The following is an 18,998-nucleotide window of genomic DNA, read 5'->3' as shown; positions in this document are numbered from 1 at the left end:
CGCCAGCGGCTTTCTTTTTTTGGTTCGCCGCACCGCCCAGCCGAAGAACCACAGCGCCGCGCCGAAGGCCAAACCCCCGGCAGGTGTCGAGAATTTTTACACTGGCCATCCACAGCGACTCCGCAGGACCCCGGCCGACAACCGAACAGCACCTTAAATCAACCCGTTGGTGATCCGAGAGAAAGTCTGGCACGGTTACTGCTTTATGTTGGTTGCGGGACGAATCGTTCTTCCCCGAACTGACCAACTGAAGAGAGGACAACATGAAAAAACTCAGCAAGGCACTGGCCGTCGCGGCCGTTGCAGTAAGCGCAGCCTACATGCCGGCCGCCAGCGCCGCCCCCGTCAAACTCGAGCTCGCACTTCTTGTCGATACGTCAGGCAGCGTTAATGACCAGGAGTACGCTCTGCAGAAGGGCGGCTATGTCAATGCGTTCCAGAGCGCGGCCATCCACAACCTGATCGCCGGTGCCGCCGGCGGCATCGCCGTCACCTACATCGAATGGTCGGGCGGCAGCGAGCAGTCACAGCGGGTTGGCTGGACCCACCTGACGAACGCCGCCGAATCCAACGCCTTCGCCGCCGCAATCTCCGGCCTCGTTGGCCGCCCCTTCAGTGGCTTGACTGCCCCGGGCAGCGCGATCAACTTTGCAGCCCCGCTGTTCACCAATAACAATTTCGAGGGCGGTCGTTTGGTCATCGACGTTTCGGGCGATGGTGCCCAGAACGACGGCGCTAATACGGCGGTCGCTCGTGACGACGCGCTCGCTGGGATTCCTGGAACGCAAGACGCCATCAACGCAATCAACGGTCTGCCGATCCTTGGCGAAGCCGGACTGCTCTCCTTCTATCAGAACAACATCCAGGGTGGTCTCAACTCCTTCACCCTGCCTGCCAACACTTTCGCAGAATTCGGAGCATCCGTCGAAACGAAGATCGGCCGCGAGATCAACCCGACCCCGGAGCCGGGTTCGCTGGCCCTCGCCGGCCTCGCCTTGGCTGGTGTCGCTGGCCTGCGCCGCAAGCAGCGCTCCTGATCGTCGTTCCACCCGAAAGGCCGGCACCCTTGGGCTGCCGGCCTTTTTCTTGGTACGGCACGGCAAGCGGCGCAACCCCGGGCTTTGGTATACCGGAGCCGCACGACCGTCACATCCTCACCCCGGAACAGCCGTTGCCGCTCGAGACCGGAACAAGCACGACCCTGGCCGCGCCGTTCGGGCCGCCGGGCCGCCAGCCAGGCGTCCTCTGCTCGCAGCCAAGCCATCGCCAGTCGACCATGCCCAGCCGGTGCTCGACCCGCCGTGGGCTGAAGCGGCAGACCGAGCCCCGCCGCCACTCCTGACGAGGCGACGCTCACCTTGCCCGGCATGCACCGGCACAAGCGACGCCAAACCGGCACGCGCCGGCATACGGCAGCGCTCGCCCGCGCTGCCGCGCATGCGATAATCCGCCCTTGGCGGTCTGCGTTACCGCCAACATTCGCGCCGACGAACAGTCGGCCACCAGCAGCACCGTAAGTCGCGGGGGCTTCCGCCTCGCGACGGATGATGAAATCGGGAGAAGTCGATCGCCGCTGCAGCGCCCCTGATGCGCCGCGCCGTGCTGTCGCCCGCGCGGCGACTGGCCGGGCGCGTCTGCCGCATGCTCCTGCTGCTCGCCTGTGCGCTGTCACCGGCCGCAGCCGCCGCCGAACTGCGCGACGTGTCGGCACGCCGGCTGTCCGGCACCGCCGGGACGCCGCTCGACTCGCTGCTGGCACCGCTTGCCGGCCGCCCGGTGATCATCAACTTCTGGGCCTCGTGGTGCGAACCCTGCCGCGACGAGATGCCGGCGCTGCAGCAGCTCGGCACCCGCTGGCGCGAGCAGCGGCTGGCGGTGTTGACCGTCGCCGTCGCCGATCAGCGGGCACGGCTCGACTCGTTCCTGACGGCGCACGCCATCGAACTGCCGGTGATCGACGATCGCGAGCAGCAACTCAGCCGCGCATTGGGCGTCCGCCTGCTGCCGACCACCCTCGTCCTCGACCGCCACCACCGCACCCGCCTGCGCGCCGAGGGCGCCATCGACTGGCATTCGGCGACCGTCAGCAAGCGCTTGCGGGCCGTTCTCGAGCTGCCCGCCAGATTGGAGCGGCCGGCACGATGAAGCGCGCTCGCTGGCAAGACGACCGGCCACCGGCGCGTGGACGAAGTCCGTGGGCACCGCACGGCAGCGGCAGATCAATCGGCACCGGCGCATCGGCCAAGCCGCGCCAACCCGCAACTTCGCCCGACGGCGGCCGGCTCGTCAGAGACCGCCAGATTCCCCCTGCGTCGCCGCTGCGACCGTACCGTTCACCCACTCAGGAGCCCCACCATGGATCGTCGTGATTTCCTCAAGACCACCGCCCTCTTCAGCATCGCCGGCTCTGCCGCCTGGCGGCCGGCGCGCGCCGAGCCACAGTCCTTCGACCCCAACCCGGCCAACGGCTGGCGAGTCTTCGAAGTCAGCATGCGCGCCGAAGTCCTCCGTGGCGGCAGCGAGACGCGCGTCTGGCTGCCGTTGCCCTCGCTCGATGAAGCCGCCTGGATCAGACCGATGGGCAACCTCTGGCAGGGCAACGCGGCGAACATGCAGATCGCGCGCGACCCGGTTTATGGTGCGCAGATGCTGGTCGCCACCTGGAGCGCCGAAGCCGCCGCTCCCGTCGTCGAAGTCACCAGCCGCATCGCCACCCGCGACCGGGCGATCGACTTCGGCCAGCCCGGCTCGGTGAAGGCGCTCGACAGGGCGAGCTTCAAGCTCTACACCGGGCCAACCGAACTGTTGCCGACCGACGGCATCGTCCGCCGCACGGCGAGCGAGATCACGCGTGGCGCGCGCAGCGACCTCGACAAGGCACGCGCCATCTACGAGTGGGTCGTCGACCATACGGCGCGCAACCCGAAGACACGCGGCTGCGGCGTCGGCGACATTCGCGCGATGCTCGAAAGCGGCGACCTCTCCGGCAAGTGCGCCGACCTCAACGCGCTCTACGTCGGTCTCGCGCGTGCCGCCGGGCTGCCGGCGCGCGACGTCTACGGCATCCGCATCGCCGATTCGCGCTTCGGCTACAGGAGCCTCGGCAAATCCGGCGAGATCAGCAAGGCGCAGCATTGCCGGGCGGAAGTATGGCTCGCCGGATTCGGCTGGGTCCCGGTCGATCCCGCCGACGTGCGCAAGGTGGTGCTCGAGGAGAAGCCGGGGCTGAAGCTGCAGGACGAGGTGGTCGTCGTCGTCCGCAACCGGCTCTTCGGCAGTTGGGAGATGAACTGGCTGGCCTACAACGCCGCGCACGACATCAGCCTGCCTGGCTCGAGCGGGCCGAAGATTCCCTTCCTGATGTATCCGCAGGGGGAAAACGCCGGCGGCCGCTTCGACAGCCTCGACCCGGAAAGCTTCCGTTACCGCATCAGCTCGCGTGAGGTGAGCGCCTGAGGTGGCAGCGGGCCGGCGTCGCCAACATCATGCCGATCGGCGCGTCAGGCCGCAATCGCCATCGCGCGGATGCTGTCCAGGATTCTCACCAACTCATCAACCTGTCCCGAACTGAACATCCCGTCGGGGCCGCGCGGCGTCAGGTCGGTGAAAGGGGATTCGTACAGCCGTGCTGCGTCCATCACGCCATGCTCGGTGAGGTGGTCCACGATCAGGTTCACGAAATCGATCTGGTTGGCGGCCAGCGCCTTCCCTGCCAGAAACCCGGACAGGGCCTCCTTCGCCGCCTGACGATCGAGCCCGACCAGCGAGCGGACCAGAAGGCCCATCCCCTGCGACTGCGCAGCGGCACGCTGGAGGTCTGCCGCCGCGCCGACCCCACTCTCCACGAGCATGCGCTGCAGCTCGGCAAGATCGGCGGTGGTCAACGGCCTGTTCATCCTCAACTTGTGAATCGCGATGTGGTCCTGGTGCGCGCGCAGGAAGGCCTGCGCCTTGGCGCGGAACCTCCCGTAGTCGGTGCCCTCGCCGAAACCGGGCAGCTCGACCGCCGTCTCGCCGCCGATCTCGTCCTCGAAGTCGGTGTAGATGGGCTTGCGCTTCTGCTTCTCGATGAGCTTGATCAGGTCACGCAGGCGCCGGCGCATCTCCTCGAGCATCGGGACGGTCACGTCCTGCCACCACTCGTCGGTCTGCACGTCCTGGATCAGCGCCATCCGGTCGCGCACCATCGGAATCGCCGACTTCTCTTCCAGCAGACCGGCAAGCGCCTTGACCTGATCGCGCAGGCGAGCGAAGCCTGGCTCTGACCGCAGCATCGCGAGTTGGAGGTTCAGTACCAGCAGGTCGAAGCGCTTCGCCTCCTCGTTTTCCGGGTCGAGTTCCGACGGCAGACCCGCGACCTGATGCGACAGGTCCGAGAGCGCTTCCGGAGACAAGACAGCCCATGCTTCGGGCTTGGCGTACTTCTCGACGATGCGCCGCCGTGGCCGCACGACGAAGTTGTCAAGGTTCATGCTGGCCACTTCCCTTTGCAGCAGCGCTGCGACCTGCGCGCGCACCTCGTCATCCGATGCCGGGTGCCCATGCGGCGGCGCCCGTGTCTCGCGCGCCGTTTGGCGGGCGGCTTCGGCCAACTTCTTGTCCAGTTCGCCGATCAGCTCCAGCCGGGCATCGAACAGCCGCTTGCCCAGCGATCCAGCGACTGCGCCCTCGGTGGCGGGGATGTTCTGGCTGAAGTACTCCAGGTTCTGGCAGTAGTCGAAGACGCAGAAGTACTCTTTGTGCTTGCCCGGCCCGAACAGGTCCGCGCAAAGGCGCGTGCCCCGACCGAGCATCTGCCAGAACTTGGTCTTCGAGCGCACCAGCTTGAAGAAGACCAGGTTCACGACCTCGGGAATGTCGATTCCGGTGTCGAGCATGTCCACCGAGATGGCGATGTGGGGTTCCTTGTCCTTGGCCGAGAAGTTGTCGATCAGGCACTGCGCGTACTCGGTCTTGAATGTGATCACGCGCGCGAACTCGCCCTTGTGGTGCGGGTAGTTGGCGTTGAAGCGCTCCGCGATGAACTCGGCGTGCTGCTGGTTCCTGGCGAACAGGATGGTCTTGCCGAGCCGATCGCCGCCGGCCACCGTCAGGCCCCTCGTCATGAGGTGTTCCAGGACCTTGTCCACGGTGTCCTTGTTGAACAGCCACTTGTTGACCGCCTCGGCCTCCACGCGATTGGGGACGTTGCCGTCTTCGTCCCACTCCAGCGCGTCCCACCGATCCTTGTCCTCTTCGGACAGCTCGTCGTAGTTGATCCCTTCGCGCTGGAACTTCAGCGGCACCGACACGGCCTTGGGCGGCACGAGAAAACCCTCGCGCACGGCTTCGTCGAGTCCGTAGGCGTCGGTCGGCACGCCGTTCTCCAGGTCGAAGAGGCTGGACGTGTTGCGGTCCACTTCGTCCTTGGGCGTGGCCGTGAGCCCAACCAGCAGCGAGTCGAAGTAGTCGAAGATGGCGCGGTACTTCCGGAACACCGAGCGATGCGCCGTATGCCGCGCGTCTGGTAGTAGCGCTCGACGATGGCGGGATTGATCTCGCCCGCCGCCAGAGGCTTGCGCGTACTGCGCCGCTGGATCGCAAGCTCCAGCTCCGCCTTCTTGTAGAAGCCCTGCACCGCGCGCGGCGGGTAGCGGGTGTCGTCCCAAATCCACTGCTCGTAGCCATTGGAGTAGAAGATCAGCGGGCGCTGCCCGAACTGGCGCTCCAGGCAGTCCGCGTACAGCTTGGCCTGCTGCTGGCCGACGCGCGCATCGCGCCGGGTGCGCTTGGCTTCCACGAGCCCGAGTGGCTTGCCGTCGTCGCCCCAGAGCACGTAATCGACGAAGCCCTTGCCCCGGTTGTTGGGCATGCCGGCGACTTCGAACTCCCGGTCCCGCGGCTGGTCGAGCCGCCAGCCAGCTTCCTTCAGCAGCAGGTCGATGAAATAGTCGCGGGTCTCTGCCTCGGAGTAGTCGTGAGTGTCCGGCTGTGCCGCTGCCGCCTGCTTGGCCGCCGCCACTTCAGCGCGCAGGCGCTTCAGCTCCTCGCCCAGCGTGGTCTTGTCGGCCAGCAAGGCGGCGAGCTTCTCGTCGCGCTCGCGCAGACCCGCTTCGAGCTGTTGCAACTGCTCGGCGCTCTGCCCGCGAACCGGTGCCGCCTTCGGCAGCGCGCCCGCGTCGAAGGCCAGGCCCGGCGCCGGTCGCGCTGCGCGACCGTAGGTGCGGGCGAGCCAGTACGCCACGTGGAACAGCTCGCGCACCGCGACCATCGCGTCGTCGAGCGGGCTCGCCCGATGCCCGTGCACGGCACGGTTGCCCAGCGTGTTGATGACCCGCGCCTTGCTGAACACCGCCTCGCCTGCGGCTTCCTTGAAGCTGGGGTCGTGGATCAGCGCCGACAGGTTGTCCTGGTACGGCAGCTTCAGCGACGCATCGTGTCTGTACGCCCAGCTCACTGCCAGTTCGAGCGCGCGGCGCGCGTAGAAGCAAGCCGTGCGTGGATCGGCGTGCACGGCCGTCTCGGCCCGCGCAGCGGACTCGAACACTGCCGCCCACTCACCCTGCAGGAAGGCGAACTGGCTCACTGGACTACCCTCCGCGCTGACGCGCTGCGCGGCTGTTCGCCCTTGGGGCGGCCCTTCGGGCTCACGCGGGCTCCTCCAGTTCGGCGGCCAGTTCCTCGACGTACCTGCGATAGCTGAACACGCGGCCACGCTGCCGGTTCGTGACTTCACCCACGATGCCGATGCGCTCCAGATGCGCCAGCGACTTGTTGACCGTGGCCGGGGTAAGCCCGGTGGCCTTGACCAGCGCGGCCGAGGTGGCGATCGGCTGGCGCTGCAGCGCCTGTTGTACCGCCAACGCTGACGCTGCCGCGCGGCCCAGGCCGGCGATGCGGTCGCGATCCGCGTTGACCAGCGCGAGCAACGCATTCGCCGTCGCCACGCCCTGCGTCGCGCTCGCCTCGATGCCCTCCGCAAAGAAGTCGAGCCAGCGCTCCCAATCCCCGCGCAGGCGCACCTCGTTGAGCAGCTCGTAGTACAGCGCCCGATGGGTCTTGAAGAACAGGCTGGGATAGAGCATCGGCTCGCGCAGCACGCCGTCGGCCACCAGCTGCAGCACGATCAGCAGCCGCCCGAGGCGCCCGTTGCCGTCGAGAAACGGATGGATGGTCTCGAACTGCACGTGCACGAGCGCCGCCTTGATCAGCGGCGGCACGGGCTCGTCGTTGAGGAAGCGCTCGAGCGACGTCAGGCACTCCGGGACCGCATCAGCCGGCGGCGGAACGAAGGCCGCGTTGCCGGGCCGGGTGCCGCCGATCCACACCGGCGTGCGGCGCACTTCACCGGGCGTCTTGCCCCGGCCGCCGGGATGCGTCAGCAGCACCTTGTGCATCTCGCACAGCAGGCGGGTGCACAGCGGCAGCCCGCCGCGCAGCTTCTTCAGGCCGCGTTCGAGCGCGGCCACGCAGCGGCTGACCTCGCGCGCATCGTCCACCGGCACGCCCGGCTGCTCGTCGATCTCGTACAGCAGCAGGTCCGCCAGTGAGGACTGCGTGCCCTCGATCTGCGAGGACAGCACCGCCTCCTTGCGCACGAAGCTGTAGAGCAGCAGCGCCGCGTTGGGCAGCAGCGCGGTGACCGCGTCCAGCCGCCCCAGGGCGACCAGTGCCGCGTCGAAGCGCCGCCGCAGTGCGGCCGACCACACGATCGGCGGCTCCGGCGGCAGCGGCACTGGCACGAAGGACTGGAACGGTTCTCCGGCCGTCGTGACGGTGACGTAGCGGCCGGGAGCGGGTCGGTGCATCGGATGGGGAACCTATAACAAGACTCGGCATAATTTTAGGTTAGGCTGCGAACGTAAATCAATGGTCGAGCTTGTTGTAGGGTGGGGCGATCACCGGCGTGGCAGCGGCAAGCTGCGGCAGCTCGGTCGTCTTCGTCTTGACAATCTGCAGCAGGTCCTTGGCGGTGTTCTCGTAGTCCAGACTGCCGGCAAAGGGCGGATTGGCCAGCACCAGCGTGTACTTCTCCTCCTCGCCGGCGTGGTCCTGCGCCAGCGAGTCGCGGTAGCGGATGTCCGGGTTCTCCACGCCGTGCAGCAGCATGTTCATGCTGCCGATGCGCAGCATGGTGTTGTCGAAGTCGAAGCCGTGGAACATGCGGTGGTGGAAGTGCGCTCGCAGCCTGGCGTCGTGCAGGATGGTCGGGTGGCGCTCGCGCAGGTGCTCCCCCGCGGCGACAAGAAAGCCCGCCGTGCCGCAGGCCGGATCGCAGATCACGTCGCCGGGCTGCGGCGCGGTCAGCTCCACCATCAGCCGGATGATGTGGCGCGGCGTGCCGAATTGGCCGTTCTGCCCGGCGCTGGCGATCTTGCCGAGCATGTACTCGTAGACGTCGCCCTTGGTGTCGCGGTCCTCCAGGTGAGTCGTGCTCAGGGGCTCCGCAGCCAGGATCTCCATACCCGGCTGTCACGGTGGCGTGAGGCCCGGAATACGGTCACCGCAACCGGGCGATGATCTCGTCCGCCATGCCGGTCGTGCCCAGGCTGCCGCCGAGATCGGCGGTGCGGGCACCGGCGGTGATGGTGGCGTCTACCGCCTGCTCGATGGCGGCGGCTTCGGCCTCGAGTCCCAGCGAGTGGCGCAGCAGCATGGCCGTGGACAGGATCATGCCGACCGGGTTGGCGATGCCCTTGCCGGCGATGTCCGGGGCGGAGCCGTGGATCGGCTCGTAGAGGCCGACGCGGCCCTGGCCGAGACTGGCGGAGGGCAGCATGCCCATCGAGCCGGCGAGCACCGACGCCTCGTCGGTCAGGATGTCGCCGAACATGTTTTCCGTCACCACGACGTCCATCGAGGCGGGACCGGTTATCAGGCGCATGGCGGCGGTATCGACGAGGACGTGCTCGAGCGCGATCTCCGGGTTCGCCACGCCGATCGCGCTCGCGATCTGGCGCCACAGGCGCGACGACTCGAGCACGTTGGCCTTGTCGACCGAGGTGACCTTGCGCTGCCGGCCCTTGGCGAGTTCGAAGGCCAGCTCCACGACGCGGCGAATCTCGTAGTCGTAATACTCGAGGGTGTCGACGGCGCGCTCACGGCCATCCTTGACGTCACGGCCCTTCGGCCAGCCGAAGTAGAGGCCGCCGGTCAGCTCGCGGATGACGAGGATGTCGACGCCACGCAGCTTTTCCGCCTTCAACGGCGAGGAATCGATCAGCGCCGGGTGCACCTTGACCGGCCGCAGGTTGGCGAACACGCCAAGCCCCTTGCGCAGTGCGAGGAGACCGCGTTCGGGCCGATCCCTGGCGTTCGGATCATCCCATTTCGGCCCGCCGACGGCACCGAGCAGGACGGCATCGGCCTCCTGGCAGGCGGCCAGCGTCTCGTCGGTCAGCGACGAGCCGAAGCGGTCGATCGAACAGCCGCCCATCAGGCATTCCTGGTATTCCCACTGGTGCCGGTGGCTGTTGGCAACCGCATCGAGAACGCGAACGGCCTCACGGACGACTTCCGGACCGATTCCGTCACCGGGGAGCAAGACGATTTTTGCTTTCATGATTCTTCCATTTCACGAAGGCACAGCAGCGCTGCGCCGGGACACGACCGTTCTGCCGGCAGCGCGCTCATTGCGCCACGGACAGCCCGTACTCGACTGCATCGACCAGCGCCTGCCACGACGCCTCGATGATGTTGGCGCTGGCGCCGACGGTACTCCATACCTTGTCGGCGCTGCGCGTGTCGATCAGCACGCGGGTGATCGCCTGCGTGCCGTCACGGCCATCGAGGATGCGCACCTTGTAATCCGCGAGGTGAAAGGCGGCGATCTCCGGATAGTGCCCCAGCAGCGCCTTGCGCAGGGCGATGTCGAGGGCGTTCACCGGACCGTTGCCCTCGGCGGCGGTATGCAGCACCTCGCCCTTGACCTTCACCTTGACCATCGCTTCGGCGAAGATGCCGCGCCCCTGGCGGTGCTCGACATTCACCAGGAAATCGACCAGCTCGAACGGCGGCGCGTAATCCGGCTGCTGCCGCTTGAGCATCATGGCGACCGACGCCTCGGCCGCCTCGAAGGAGAAACCGCGCGCCTCGAGTTCCTTGACATCGTTGAGCACCCCGACCACGTCGGCGACGCTGCCGACATCGACACCGTGCTCCTCGGCCTTGCTGAGGATGTTGGCGCGCCCCGACAGCGCCGAGACGACCACCCGCATGCGGTTGCCGACGCGCTCCGGGGCAACGTGCTGGTACGACTGCTCCGAGCGCCGCATCGCCGCCACGTGCACGCCGCCCTTGTGCGCGAAGGCGCTCCGGCCGACATAGGGCAGGTGGTCGTTTGGCGTGATGTTGGCCACTTCGTCGACCACGTGCGACAGCTCGTACAGCTTCTGCAGGCGGCCCTCCGGCAGGCAGCGGCGCCCCATCTTGAGCTCGAGGTTGGCCATCACCGAGCACAGGTTGGCGTTGCCGCAGCGCTCGCCGACGCCATTGATCGTCCCCTGCACCTGCACCGCACCCTGCCGCACCGCGACCAGCGCGTTGATCACCGCGCAGTCGCCGTCGTTGTGGGTGTGGATGCCGAACGGGTGAGCGATCGACTCGCGCATCTCGCTGATCGTCCTCTCGACCTCCCACGGCATGCTGCCGCCGTTGGTATCGCACAGGACCACCGTCTCGGCGCCGCCACGAATGGCCGCCTGCAGCGTGGCCAGAGCGTACAGCGGATCCGCCCGGTAACCGTCGAAGAAGTGCTCGGCGTCGTAGATGACGCGGCGGCCGGCAGCGCGCAGGTAGGCGACCGACTGCTCGATGATGCGCAGGTTGTCATCCAGGGTGGTGAGCAGGACGTCGGTGACGTGCAGCGTCCACGTCTTGCCGAAGATCGTGCACACCTCGGTGCGCGCGTCGAGCAGGGCGCGGATGTTGGCGTCCTCATCGGGGCCGCCCTTCACCCGGCAGGTCGAGCCGAAGGCCGTGATCAGCGCGCTCTGCCACTCGATGTCGCGGGCGCGCTCGAAGAACTCGGCATCCTCGGGGTTGGAGCCGGGCCAGCCGCCTTCGATGAAAGCCACCCCGAGATCGTCGAGCCGCTGCGCGAGGCGGATCTTGCTGTGGCCGGAAAGGGAGAAACCCTCGCTCTGGGTGCCATCGCGCAGGGTGGTGTCGTAGATCTGGACGGCAGGCATCGGTCTAGCTCCGCGCCTCGAAGGCGGCAATCTCGTCCTCGAAGCTCAGGATGTAACCGAGCTCGTCGACGCCGTTGAGGAGACATGTCTTGCTGAACGGGTCGATCGGAAAGCGCACCGACCCGCCCGGGAACGACAGCGTCTGCGACGCCAGGTCGAGGGCGAGTTCGACCTCCGGCTGCGCACGCAGCAGCGCCAGCAGCGATGCGTGCGTCTGCGCATCGACGACGATCGGCAGCAGGCCGTTCTTCAGCGCGTTGCTGCGGAAGATGTCGGCGAACGAGGTGCTGATGACGGCGCGAAAACCGAAGCCGGTCAGCGCCCACGGCGCGTGCTCGCGCGACGAACCGCAACCGAAGTTGTCGCCGGCGAGCAGGATGCGACAGCCCGCCGCCTGCGGCTGGTTGAGGACGAAATCGGGCTGCGGCGAGCCGTCGCCCTGGTAGCGCCAGTCGGCGAAGAGGTTGTCGCCCATTCCCGCCTTGTCGGTCGCCTTCAGGAAACGGGCGGGGATGATCTGGTCGGTGTCGATGTCGTTGACCGGCAGCGCGACGACCCGCGAGGTGAGCGAAGTGAACTGGGCCATCCTAGCGGTCTCCTGCGAAACGGCGCGGGTCGGCGACGGCACCGGCGACCGCGCTGGCGGCGGCAGTGAGCGGCGAGGCGAGGAAGGTGCGCCCACCCTGCCCCTGGCGGCCCTCGAAATTGCGGTTGCTGGTACTGACGGCGTACTGGCCGGGCTGCAGTTGGTCGCCGTTCATGGCGATGCACATGCTGCATCCGGGCTCGCGCCATTCGGCGCCGGCCAACCGGAAGACCTCGTCGAGCCCCTCCGCCTCGGCCTGCTGCTTGATCACCTGCGAACCCGGCACGACCAGCAGCCGGACGTTGCCGGCGACCTTGCGGCCGCGCAGCAGCGACGCCGCCTCGCGCAGGTCGGAGATGCGCGAGTTGGTGCAACTGCCGATGAAGACGACATCGACCTTCTGCCCCAGCAGCGCCTGACCGGGCTGCAGCCCCATGTAGCGCAGCGCCTTGTCGAGCGCCGATCGCTGGTTGGCGTCGGCGACGCTGGCGGGATCGGGGATGCGATCGCCGATCGCCATTCCCATTCCGGGATTGGTGCCGAAGGTGATCATCGGTTCGAGCGTCGAGGCGTCGAGGCCGAGGTGATGATCGTAGACCGCATCCGCGTCGCTGGCGAGCGCTCGCCAGCGCGCGACCGCCCGATCCCACGCCGCCCCGCGCGGGGCGTGCTCGCGCCCGGCAAGATAGTCGAAGGTGGTGTCGTCGGGAGCGATCATGCCGGCGCGCGCGCCGGCCTCGATCGACATGTTGCACACCGTCATCCGCTGTTCCATCGTCAGCCCGCGGATGGCGGCGCCGGTATACTCGAAGACGTGGCCGGTGCCACCGCCGACGCCGATGCGCGCGATCAGTGCCAGGATCAGGTCCTTCGCCGAAACACCGGCGGACAGGCGACCATCGACGCGCACCTCGCAGGTTCGCGGCCGTGTCTGCAGCAGGCACTGGCTGGCGAGGACATGCTCGACCTCGCTCGTGCCGATGCCGAAGGCGAGCGCGCCGAAAGCGCCGTGCGTCGCGGTATGGCTGTCGCCACAGACGATCGTCATGCCAGGCTGCGTCAGCCCGAGTTCCGGTCCGATCACATGGACGATGCCGCGATGGGCGCTGGCCATGCCGTGCAGGGTGATGCCGAACTCGGCGGCATTCGCCTCCATCTGCCGGATCTGCGCCGCTGCCAGCGGGTCGGCGATCGGCACGTGCAGCGGCGTCGTCGGGATCGAGTGATCCATCGTCGCGACGGTCCGCTCGGGACGACGCACCTGCAGCCCGCGCTGGCGAAGTCCGCTGAACGCCTGTGGCGAGGTCACCTCGTGCACGAGGTGCAGGTCGATGTAGAGGATGGCCGGTGAATCGGGTCGTTCGGCAACGACGTGCGACTCCCAGACCTTTTCGAAGAGTGTTCTTGACATGAGCAGTCGGTGACAGTGGGGTGAACCCTGATTTCCGGCAGGTGGTCGGAAACCATGGCGAGAGCGTCGACCGTCTTCGGGCTGGTCGCTGCTGCACCAGCGCGCGTGTCGGCGCGGATGCGGATTTTCCCATGCTTTGCCGATTGGCGATAGCCGGCAGTGCGGCCGGCAGTGCGGCCCGCAACCGCGGCCGATGAGCCGGGGGCCGGCTCCGCCGGCGGGCAGCGGGCGCTTGCACCGCCGCGGCGCCCCGCTTGCGAATCGCAGGCAGTGGCACCGGGCCGGCGATCGGGGTGGTGCCAGACCGCTGGCGGCCCGCGGCGGAACGCAAGGCGCAGCATGGTCGTCCAAGTGGTGATGGCAGAGACTGACTTCGCCGAGCCGTCCGCCAGAGTTCACGGGCGCCGCGAAACGGCCCCCGTGCGGCGTCAGGCCTGCCCGCGTGGGGTCGCCGCAGGTGCGAACCTGCAGTCGGCTCTCGTCGTTTCATCGATGAAGGAGAAGAACCATGACCACCGCCCTCAGTGGCATCGCCATCGACGCCGCCTGCCGGCTGACCGCCGGCAAGGCCCAGTACCAGACACCGACCGTGGTGACCTCACCGCAATCACCACACGTCGGCCCAGACTTCGCCGGCCCCTTCTCGACGCCCGAACCGGGGCCCAATCCGACCATCGAAGTCAAGCAGGAGTGGACGGCGATGCGCATCGACGCCAGACGCGACCTGCTCGCGGATGTGGCGATCGCAGTCCTCGACACGGTCGCCAGCTTCAACCCACGCACCGCGAGTGGCGCGCGCGAGGCGTTGGCAGCGATCATCGCCTTCAAGGATCGGCTGATCGGCCTGCTCGAGGAAGGCACCTGGACGATCAGCCAGGACTGGTCCTTCGACTTCAAGATCGAGGGCAGCCATTGCTGCGTCGTGCAGCCGACGCTGATGGCGCGCGCCTGGAAGAACGATACCTACTTCAGGTGGGACGTTCGCCTCGAAACACGGCTCAACGGCGCCTCGGCCGTGGCCGAGGACCATTCCCGCGACGAGACGCGCGCCCTCAGCGTCATCGGTCTCGCCCCCGAACCGGTCTTCGCGACCACGGCGCAACCCGGCATCAACACCGTCACCCAGTCGATCACCGCCAACGTCCGCTTCCAGGGATACATGGACGAGTTCCGCGACACCCTGGCGGCACTGGATCGTGCGGTGTCGTTCCTTGGCGAGCAGATCCAGGCGATCTGGGACTGGTTTACCGAGCGCCTCGATGAGATCATGTCCGACGACAGCAAGACGGACGAGGAGAAGGAGGAGGCGGAGCGGCGCGCCGAGCAGGAAAGGGTGCGCCGCGAGCGCCGCGCCGCCGAGCGCGGTGCCGATCTCGCCGAGCAGGCGAAGCCGTCGGCGACTTCGGCCATCAATCGACTGCGCACCCACATCGCGTATCTCGACATCGATTACAGCCGCGTCCGGGTAACCGGGGTCAGCGGCAGCGTCGAGCAGAACCAGGGCATCATCGATCGCAACCAGCGCAGCGCGAACGACGACAGCCGCGTCAGGGACGGCCAGCGGCAGATGCGTGACGCGCTCGAGCTGCAGCCGATCGGCAAGCACGGCGAGCTGCCGTTGCCCACCGTGGACGAGAGCCTGCGCCAGGAGCTTGCCGTTTGGGCGAACAAGGAACTCCTGCGTCACCGTCTGGAAATCCGCCGCCTCGCCTTCGAGCGGCTGCCGCGTGGCGACGGCTGAAGTCTCGACCAGCGCGCGAGATCCCGATCGGCGGCGCCGGCGGCACCACGACAGACGCGGCAGGAGGCGGCGGGCAGGCAAGCGTTCGGCTTGCGGCCGCAGCCGCGGTGTTACCATTGCCCGTCGCGAGCATGCCGTCTGTTCGGAATCCCGAAATGTTCCCTGTCGCCAATGACCGCAATCCGCCTTCGCACGCAGAAGTCATCAGCGCCGGCCGCGATCGGCGGCCGCTTGCGCCGACGCTGCTGCGGCCGTCAACGGCGACGGTCATCCTGGTGCACGGTCTGTGGACCCCGGCGGTGGTCTGCAGCCTGCATGCCCACTGGCTGGCACAACGGGGCTACGGCACGCTGCGCTTCGGCTACCCGAGCGTGCGGCGGACGCTGGTGGAGAACGCCGAGAACCTGCGTCGCTTCGTCGCTGCGAGCGGCGCGGGCGACATCCACCTCGTCGGCCACAGCCTCGGCGGCCTGCTGATCCTCGAGATGCTGGCGCAGGCGGACGAGCCACGATTGCGGCGGGTCGTGCTGCTCGGCACCCCGTGCCGGGGCAGCCACTGTGCGCAGCGGCTGGCGGCAGTGAAGGGAATGCCGGCGCTGCTCGGGCGTTCGATCATGCAGTGGCTGGCGCGGCCGGGCGATGCGGCCGCACGGCTGCCGACGACGGTCGCCGTCGGCGTCATCGCCGGCACGCGCAGCGTCGGCCTCGGCCGGGTCGTGCCGGGATTGCCGCGACCCAACGACGGCGTCGTGACGCTGGCGGAAACGCAGCTGCCCGGCGCCGCCGATTTCCTCGCGCTGCCGTTGGCGCACTCGCAACTGCTCGCGTCACGATCGTGTGCGCTGCAGATCGCCTCCTTCCTGGACAGCGGTCGTTTCCAGCATGCGCTGGCGCGGTAGGGCCGTCCGCCGGCAGCGCGCAGCGGCCCTCGTGCTGGCTGCCGGCGTCGCCGCCGGCCTCGCTGGCTGCAGCCAGGTCGGCTACTACGGCCAGGCGGTCGGCGGCCATCTCGAGCTGATGCGGGCGCGGGTACCGATCGACGAACTGCTGCACGCGCCGGCAACCGATGCCGATCTCAGGCGCCGGCTGGCCGAGGTGCAGGCGATCCGCGACTTCGCCAGCCGCGAACTCGGACTGCCGGACAACGGCAGCTACCGCAGCTACGTCGACCTCGGTCGCCCCTACGTCGTCTGGAACGTCTTCGCCGCGCCGGAACTTTCGCTGCAGGCGAAGAGCTGGTGCCTGCTGGTCGTCGGCTGCGTCAACTATCGCGGCTACTACGACCGGCACGCCGCCGAGCAGCTCGCCGCCGCGTTGCGCGCGCAGGGGTACGACACCTACGTCGGCGGCGTTCCGGCGTATTCGACCCTCGGCCACTTCGACGACCCGGTGCTGAACACCTTCCTGCGCCTGGGAACGCTGACGGTCGCCCGGACGCTGTTCCATGAACTGGCGCACCAGCTCGTCTTCGTGCCGGGCGATACGCCGTTCAACGAGTCGTTCGCGACGGCGGTCGAGCGAGACGGGCTGCGGCGCTGGCTGCGCGAGCACGGCAGCAGCGAGCTGCAGGCCGCCGACGCCGCGCAGCGGCAACGCCGGGCAGCCTTCACGGCACTCCTGCAGAGCTATCGCGAGCGCTTCGTGGCGCTCTATGCCAGCGAGTTGCCAGTCGCCGAGAAGCGCGCCGCCAAGGCCGCCCTGTTCGCCGGACTGCGCAACGCTCATGCCGGGCTGCGGCCGGCGTGCGGTGTCCTGGCCGGCGATGCTCGGCAGGTTGACGAAGATCCGAACAACGCCTGGCTCGCCTCGCTCGCCCTCTACAGTGAGCTGCTACCGGCCTTCGAACTGCTCCTCGCGAGCCACGATCACGACCTGCCGCGCTTCTACCGTGAAGTCGCCGGCCTGGCGGCGCTCCCCACGAGTGAACGGCACGCGGCGCTGCGCTCGCTGCTCTCTGCGGCAGCAGGCGGCGAACGGCGGGACGCTGTCATCGCCAGCGGGGGTGGCGACAGCTGCCGACGGTGATCCCCGGCGGCGACCTGCTGGCCGGCGCACCGCCGCAGCGCGTAGACGCGGCGCCTTCGGGCTGCTGCCGGGAGCGCATGGGCGACGACAGGTTGCCAGGCCGGTAAGCAATATCCTAGAATCTTCTTACGCGCCGCCCCGGCGATGCTGCTGCCGGGAACGCCGGGCGGGGTGGCTCGTGCCAGGTCGAGTTCCGTTCACCGCAGCCTGCGACAGGGCCTGACACACGGAGGAGTTGCGATGCACATGGCCGATGCACTGATCTCGCCGCTGGTCGGTGGTGTGATGTGGGGAGTGACCGCCGCAGTCACCGCCTGCATCGCGAGGAAGATCAAGGCAGGCACCGACGACGGCGTGGTGCCGCTGATGGGGGTACTCGGAGCCTTCATCTTCGCTGCGCAGATGATCATTTCAGCATCCCGGGCACCGGCTCGAGCGGCCACCTCGGCGGCGGCATGATCCTCAGCATCCTGCTCGGCCCGCACGCCGCCTTCCTGACGATGGCGTCGGTACTCACCGTGCAGGCGCTGTTCTTCGCCGATGGCGGTCTGCTCGCGCTCGGCTGCAACATCTTCAATCTCGCCTTCCTGCCGTGCTTCGTCGCCTACCCGCTGATCTACCGGACGATCGTCGGCGCGCACCCCAGCGAGCAGCGCGTCCGCGTGGCGTCGATCATCGCCGCGGTCGTCGGCCTGCAGCTCGGCGCGCTCGCGGTCGTTCTCGCAACCTTCTTCTCGGGGGTCTCGGAACTGCCATTCACCACTTTCCTGCTGCTGATGCTGCCGATCCATTTGGCGATCGGCATGGTCGAAGGACTGCTGACGGCCGCCGTCGCCACTTGCGTCGGCAAGGCGCGTCCCGGCGTGTTGGCAACGTCTGCGGCGCCTCCCCTGGCGCCGCAGCCCGGCAGCAGCAGACTCCTGGCGCGATGGCTGCTGCTGGCGGCGATCACCGGCGGTCTGCTTTCCTGGTTCGCATCGACCCGGCTCGACGGCGAGCTGCGGCTGCTGCGCCCGCTGCGCATCGGCATGACCGATGTCGCCTTCCTGATCGGCTGCACGACCGCCCTGCTCGGCCTGCGCTTCGCCGACCAGGCGCCGGCGCTCGGCCACGCGATCGGCGGACTGCTGTCGTGGTGACGCGTCCGCTCGTCGCCGTCAGCGACCTCCGTCATGCCTACGCCGATGGCAACGCGGCGCTGCGCGGCATCGCGTTCGCCGTCGGCGGCGGCGAACGACTGGCGATCGTCGGCGCCAACGGCGCCGGCAAGTCGACCACCCTGCTGCACCTCGCCGGATGCCTGCTGCCGCAGGCGGGCAGCGTGCGCATCGGCGACCTCCTCCTCTGCCGCGACAACCTGCCGCAGCTGCGCCGCAGCGTCGGCCTGCTCTTCCAGAACCCCGACGATCAGCTCTTCATGCCACGGGTTTTCGACGACGTCGCCTTCGGTCCGGTGAACCTCGGGTTGCCGGCAGACGAGGTGAACGCGCGGGTGATGCACGCACTTGCCGTCGTCGGCGCCACGCATCTGGCGCAACGCCAGCCGCACCGGCTCTCCGGCGGCGAGAAGCGCGCCGTCGCCATCGCTTCGGTCCTGGCGCTATCGCCCACCATCCTGCTCATGGATGAACCGACCGCCAGTCTCGATCCCGCGTCGCGGCGGCAATTCATCGACCTTCTGCTGACCCTCGACCAGACCCTGATCATCGCCACGCACGACCTCGACCTGGTCCTCGATCTCTGCCCGCGGACGCTGGTCCTCCGCGAAGGGACGATCATCGCCGACGGCGCCAGTGCGGTCGTCCTGCAGAATGCGGATCTGCTGGCGGCGGCTCGTCTCGAGAAGCCGCTGCGGTTGCAGGCCTGCCCGGTTTGCAGCGGCGCGAGCGGGCGGGAAGCGCCTCAATTCCCCGCTTGGACCCGCGTGTAGGAAGCGTCGGTCCCGCACTGGCGGGCATGGCGGCGGGCAGGCGGAGTCGACACGAATGCCGGCGGCACGCATGATCAGGCGCACACACCGAACCTGACCGGAACGGCTGGAAGCGGCCAGGGCAGCATCCACGCCAC

12 protein-coding genes and 3 pseudogenes are annotated in these 18,998 nt (G+C 68.2%); 8 read left to right on the top strand and 7 right to left on the bottom strand.

The annotated features are described in order from the left end of the window. The first annotated feature begins 320 nt into the window (after positions 1 to 320). The 3 genes from HT579_09965 (at position 321) to HT579_09955 (ending at position 3,456) form a co-directional block, all read left to right on the top strand. A complete protein-coding gene (locus HT579_09965) occupies positions 321 to 1,037 on the top strand; it encodes a DUF1194 domain-containing protein (protein ID QKS29203.1) in 717 nt (238 codons plus the stop codon). 604 nt (positions 1,038 to 1,641) lie between these two features. Beyond that, positions 1,642 to 2,145 (top strand): TlpA family protein disulfide reductase, encoded by a 504-nt coding sequence (locus HT579_09960; GenBank protein ID QKS31595.1) that lies wholly within the window; start codon positions 1,642 to 1,644, stop codon positions 2,143 to 2,145. A 210-nt stretch (positions 2,146 to 2,355) separates the two neighbouring features. Next, positions 2,356 to 3,456, top strand: coding sequence for a transglutaminase domain-containing protein (locus tag HT579_09955; protein QKS29202.1), 1,101 nt, complete (start codon positions 2,356 to 2,358; stop codon positions 3,454 to 3,456). 44 nt (positions 3,457 to 3,500) lie between these two features. Here the strand turns inward: HT579_09955 and HT579_09950 are convergent. From HT579_09950 to leuC, 7 genes and pseudogenes are all read right to left on the bottom strand, one after another. After that, positions 3,501 to 6,565: pseudogene (locus HT579_09950) on the bottom strand (DUF4145 domain-containing protein). Positions 6,566 to 6,626: 61 nt separating this feature from the next. Continuing rightward, the gene (locus HT579_09945; GenBank protein QKS29201.1) at positions 6,627 to 7,787 is read right to left on the bottom strand and encodes a Fic family protein; all 1,161 of its coding nucleotides are present in this window, start codon (positions 7,785 to 7,787) and stop codon (positions 6,627 to 6,629) included. Positions 7,788 to 7,905: 118 nt separating this feature from the next. After that, a pseudogene (locus HT579_09940) lies at positions 7,906 to 8,403 on the bottom strand (SAM-dependent DNA methyltransferase). Between the two features lie 76 nt (positions 8,404 to 8,479). Beyond that, positions 8,480 to 9,541 carry a 3-isopropylmalate dehydrogenase gene (gene leuB, locus HT579_09935; GenBank protein ID QKS29200.1) on the bottom strand — a complete coding sequence of 354 codons (1,062 nt, stop codon included), beginning with the start codon at positions 9,539 to 9,541 and terminating at the stop codon, positions 8,480 to 8,482. Positions 9,542 to 9,608: 67 nt separating this feature from the next. Next, positions 9,609 to 11,168, bottom strand: coding sequence for a citramalate synthase (locus tag HT579_09930; GenBank protein QKS29199.1), 1,560 nt, complete (start codon positions 11,166 to 11,168; stop codon positions 9,609 to 9,611). Between the two features lie 4 nt (positions 11,169 to 11,172). Beyond that, the gene (gene leuD / locus HT579_09925) at positions 11,173 to 11,754 is read right to left on the bottom strand and encodes a 3-isopropylmalate dehydratase small subunit (protein QKS29198.1); all 582 of its coding nucleotides are present in this window, start codon (positions 11,752 to 11,754) and stop codon (positions 11,173 to 11,175) included. 1 nt (position 11,755) lies between these two features. Beyond that, positions 11,756 to 13,165 (bottom strand): 3-isopropylmalate dehydratase large subunit, encoded by a 1,410-nt coding sequence (leuC, locus tag HT579_09920; GenBank protein ID QKS29197.1) that lies wholly within the window; start codon positions 13,163 to 13,165, stop codon positions 11,756 to 11,758. Positions 13,166 to 13,673: 508 nt separating this feature from the next. On the opposite strand from leuC, the gene HT579_09915 reads away from it, so the two are divergent. The 5 genes and pseudogenes from HT579_09915 to HT579_09895 all read left to right on the top strand — a co-directional run bounded on the left by HT579_09915 (position 13,674) and on the right by HT579_09895 (position 18,861). After that, positions 13,674 to 14,906 carry a hypothetical protein gene (locus HT579_09915; protein QKS29196.1) on the top strand — a complete coding sequence of 411 codons (1,233 nt, stop codon included), beginning with the start codon at positions 13,674 to 13,676 and terminating at the stop codon, positions 14,904 to 14,906. Positions 14,907 to 15,061: 155 nt separating this feature from the next. Further along, positions 15,062 to 15,805 carry an alpha/beta fold hydrolase gene (locus HT579_09910; protein QKS29195.1) on the top strand — a complete coding sequence of 248 codons (744 nt, stop codon included), beginning with the start codon at positions 15,062 to 15,064 and terminating at the stop codon, positions 15,803 to 15,805. Next, positions 15,789 to 16,931 (top strand): aminopeptidase, encoded by a 1,143-nt coding sequence (locus tag HT579_09905; protein QKS29194.1) that lies wholly within the window; start codon positions 15,789 to 15,791, stop codon positions 16,929 to 16,931. Before HT579_09910 ends, HT579_09905 begins: the two co-directional genes overlap by 17 nt. A 240-nt stretch (positions 16,932 to 17,171) precedes the next feature. Then, positions 17,172 to 18,070: pseudogene (locus HT579_09900) on the top strand (energy-coupling factor ABC transporter permease). After that, positions 18,067 to 18,861: an ABC transporter ATP-binding protein gene (locus tag HT579_09895; GenBank protein ID QKS31594.1), complete on the top strand. Its 795-nt coding sequence runs from the start codon at positions 18,067 to 18,069 to the stop codon at positions 18,859 to 18,861. Before HT579_09900 ends, HT579_09895 begins: the two are co-directional and overlap by 4 nt. Positions 18,862 to 18,998: the final 137 nt, after the last annotated feature.

The sequence above is a fragment of the Candidatus Accumulibacter similis genome (assembly GCA_013347225.1).
Classification (GTDB): Bacteria; Pseudomonadota; Gammaproteobacteria; order Burkholderiales; family Rhodocyclaceae; genus Accumulibacter; species Accumulibacter similis.
This window is presented reverse-complemented; position numbering and strand designations above follow the sequence as displayed.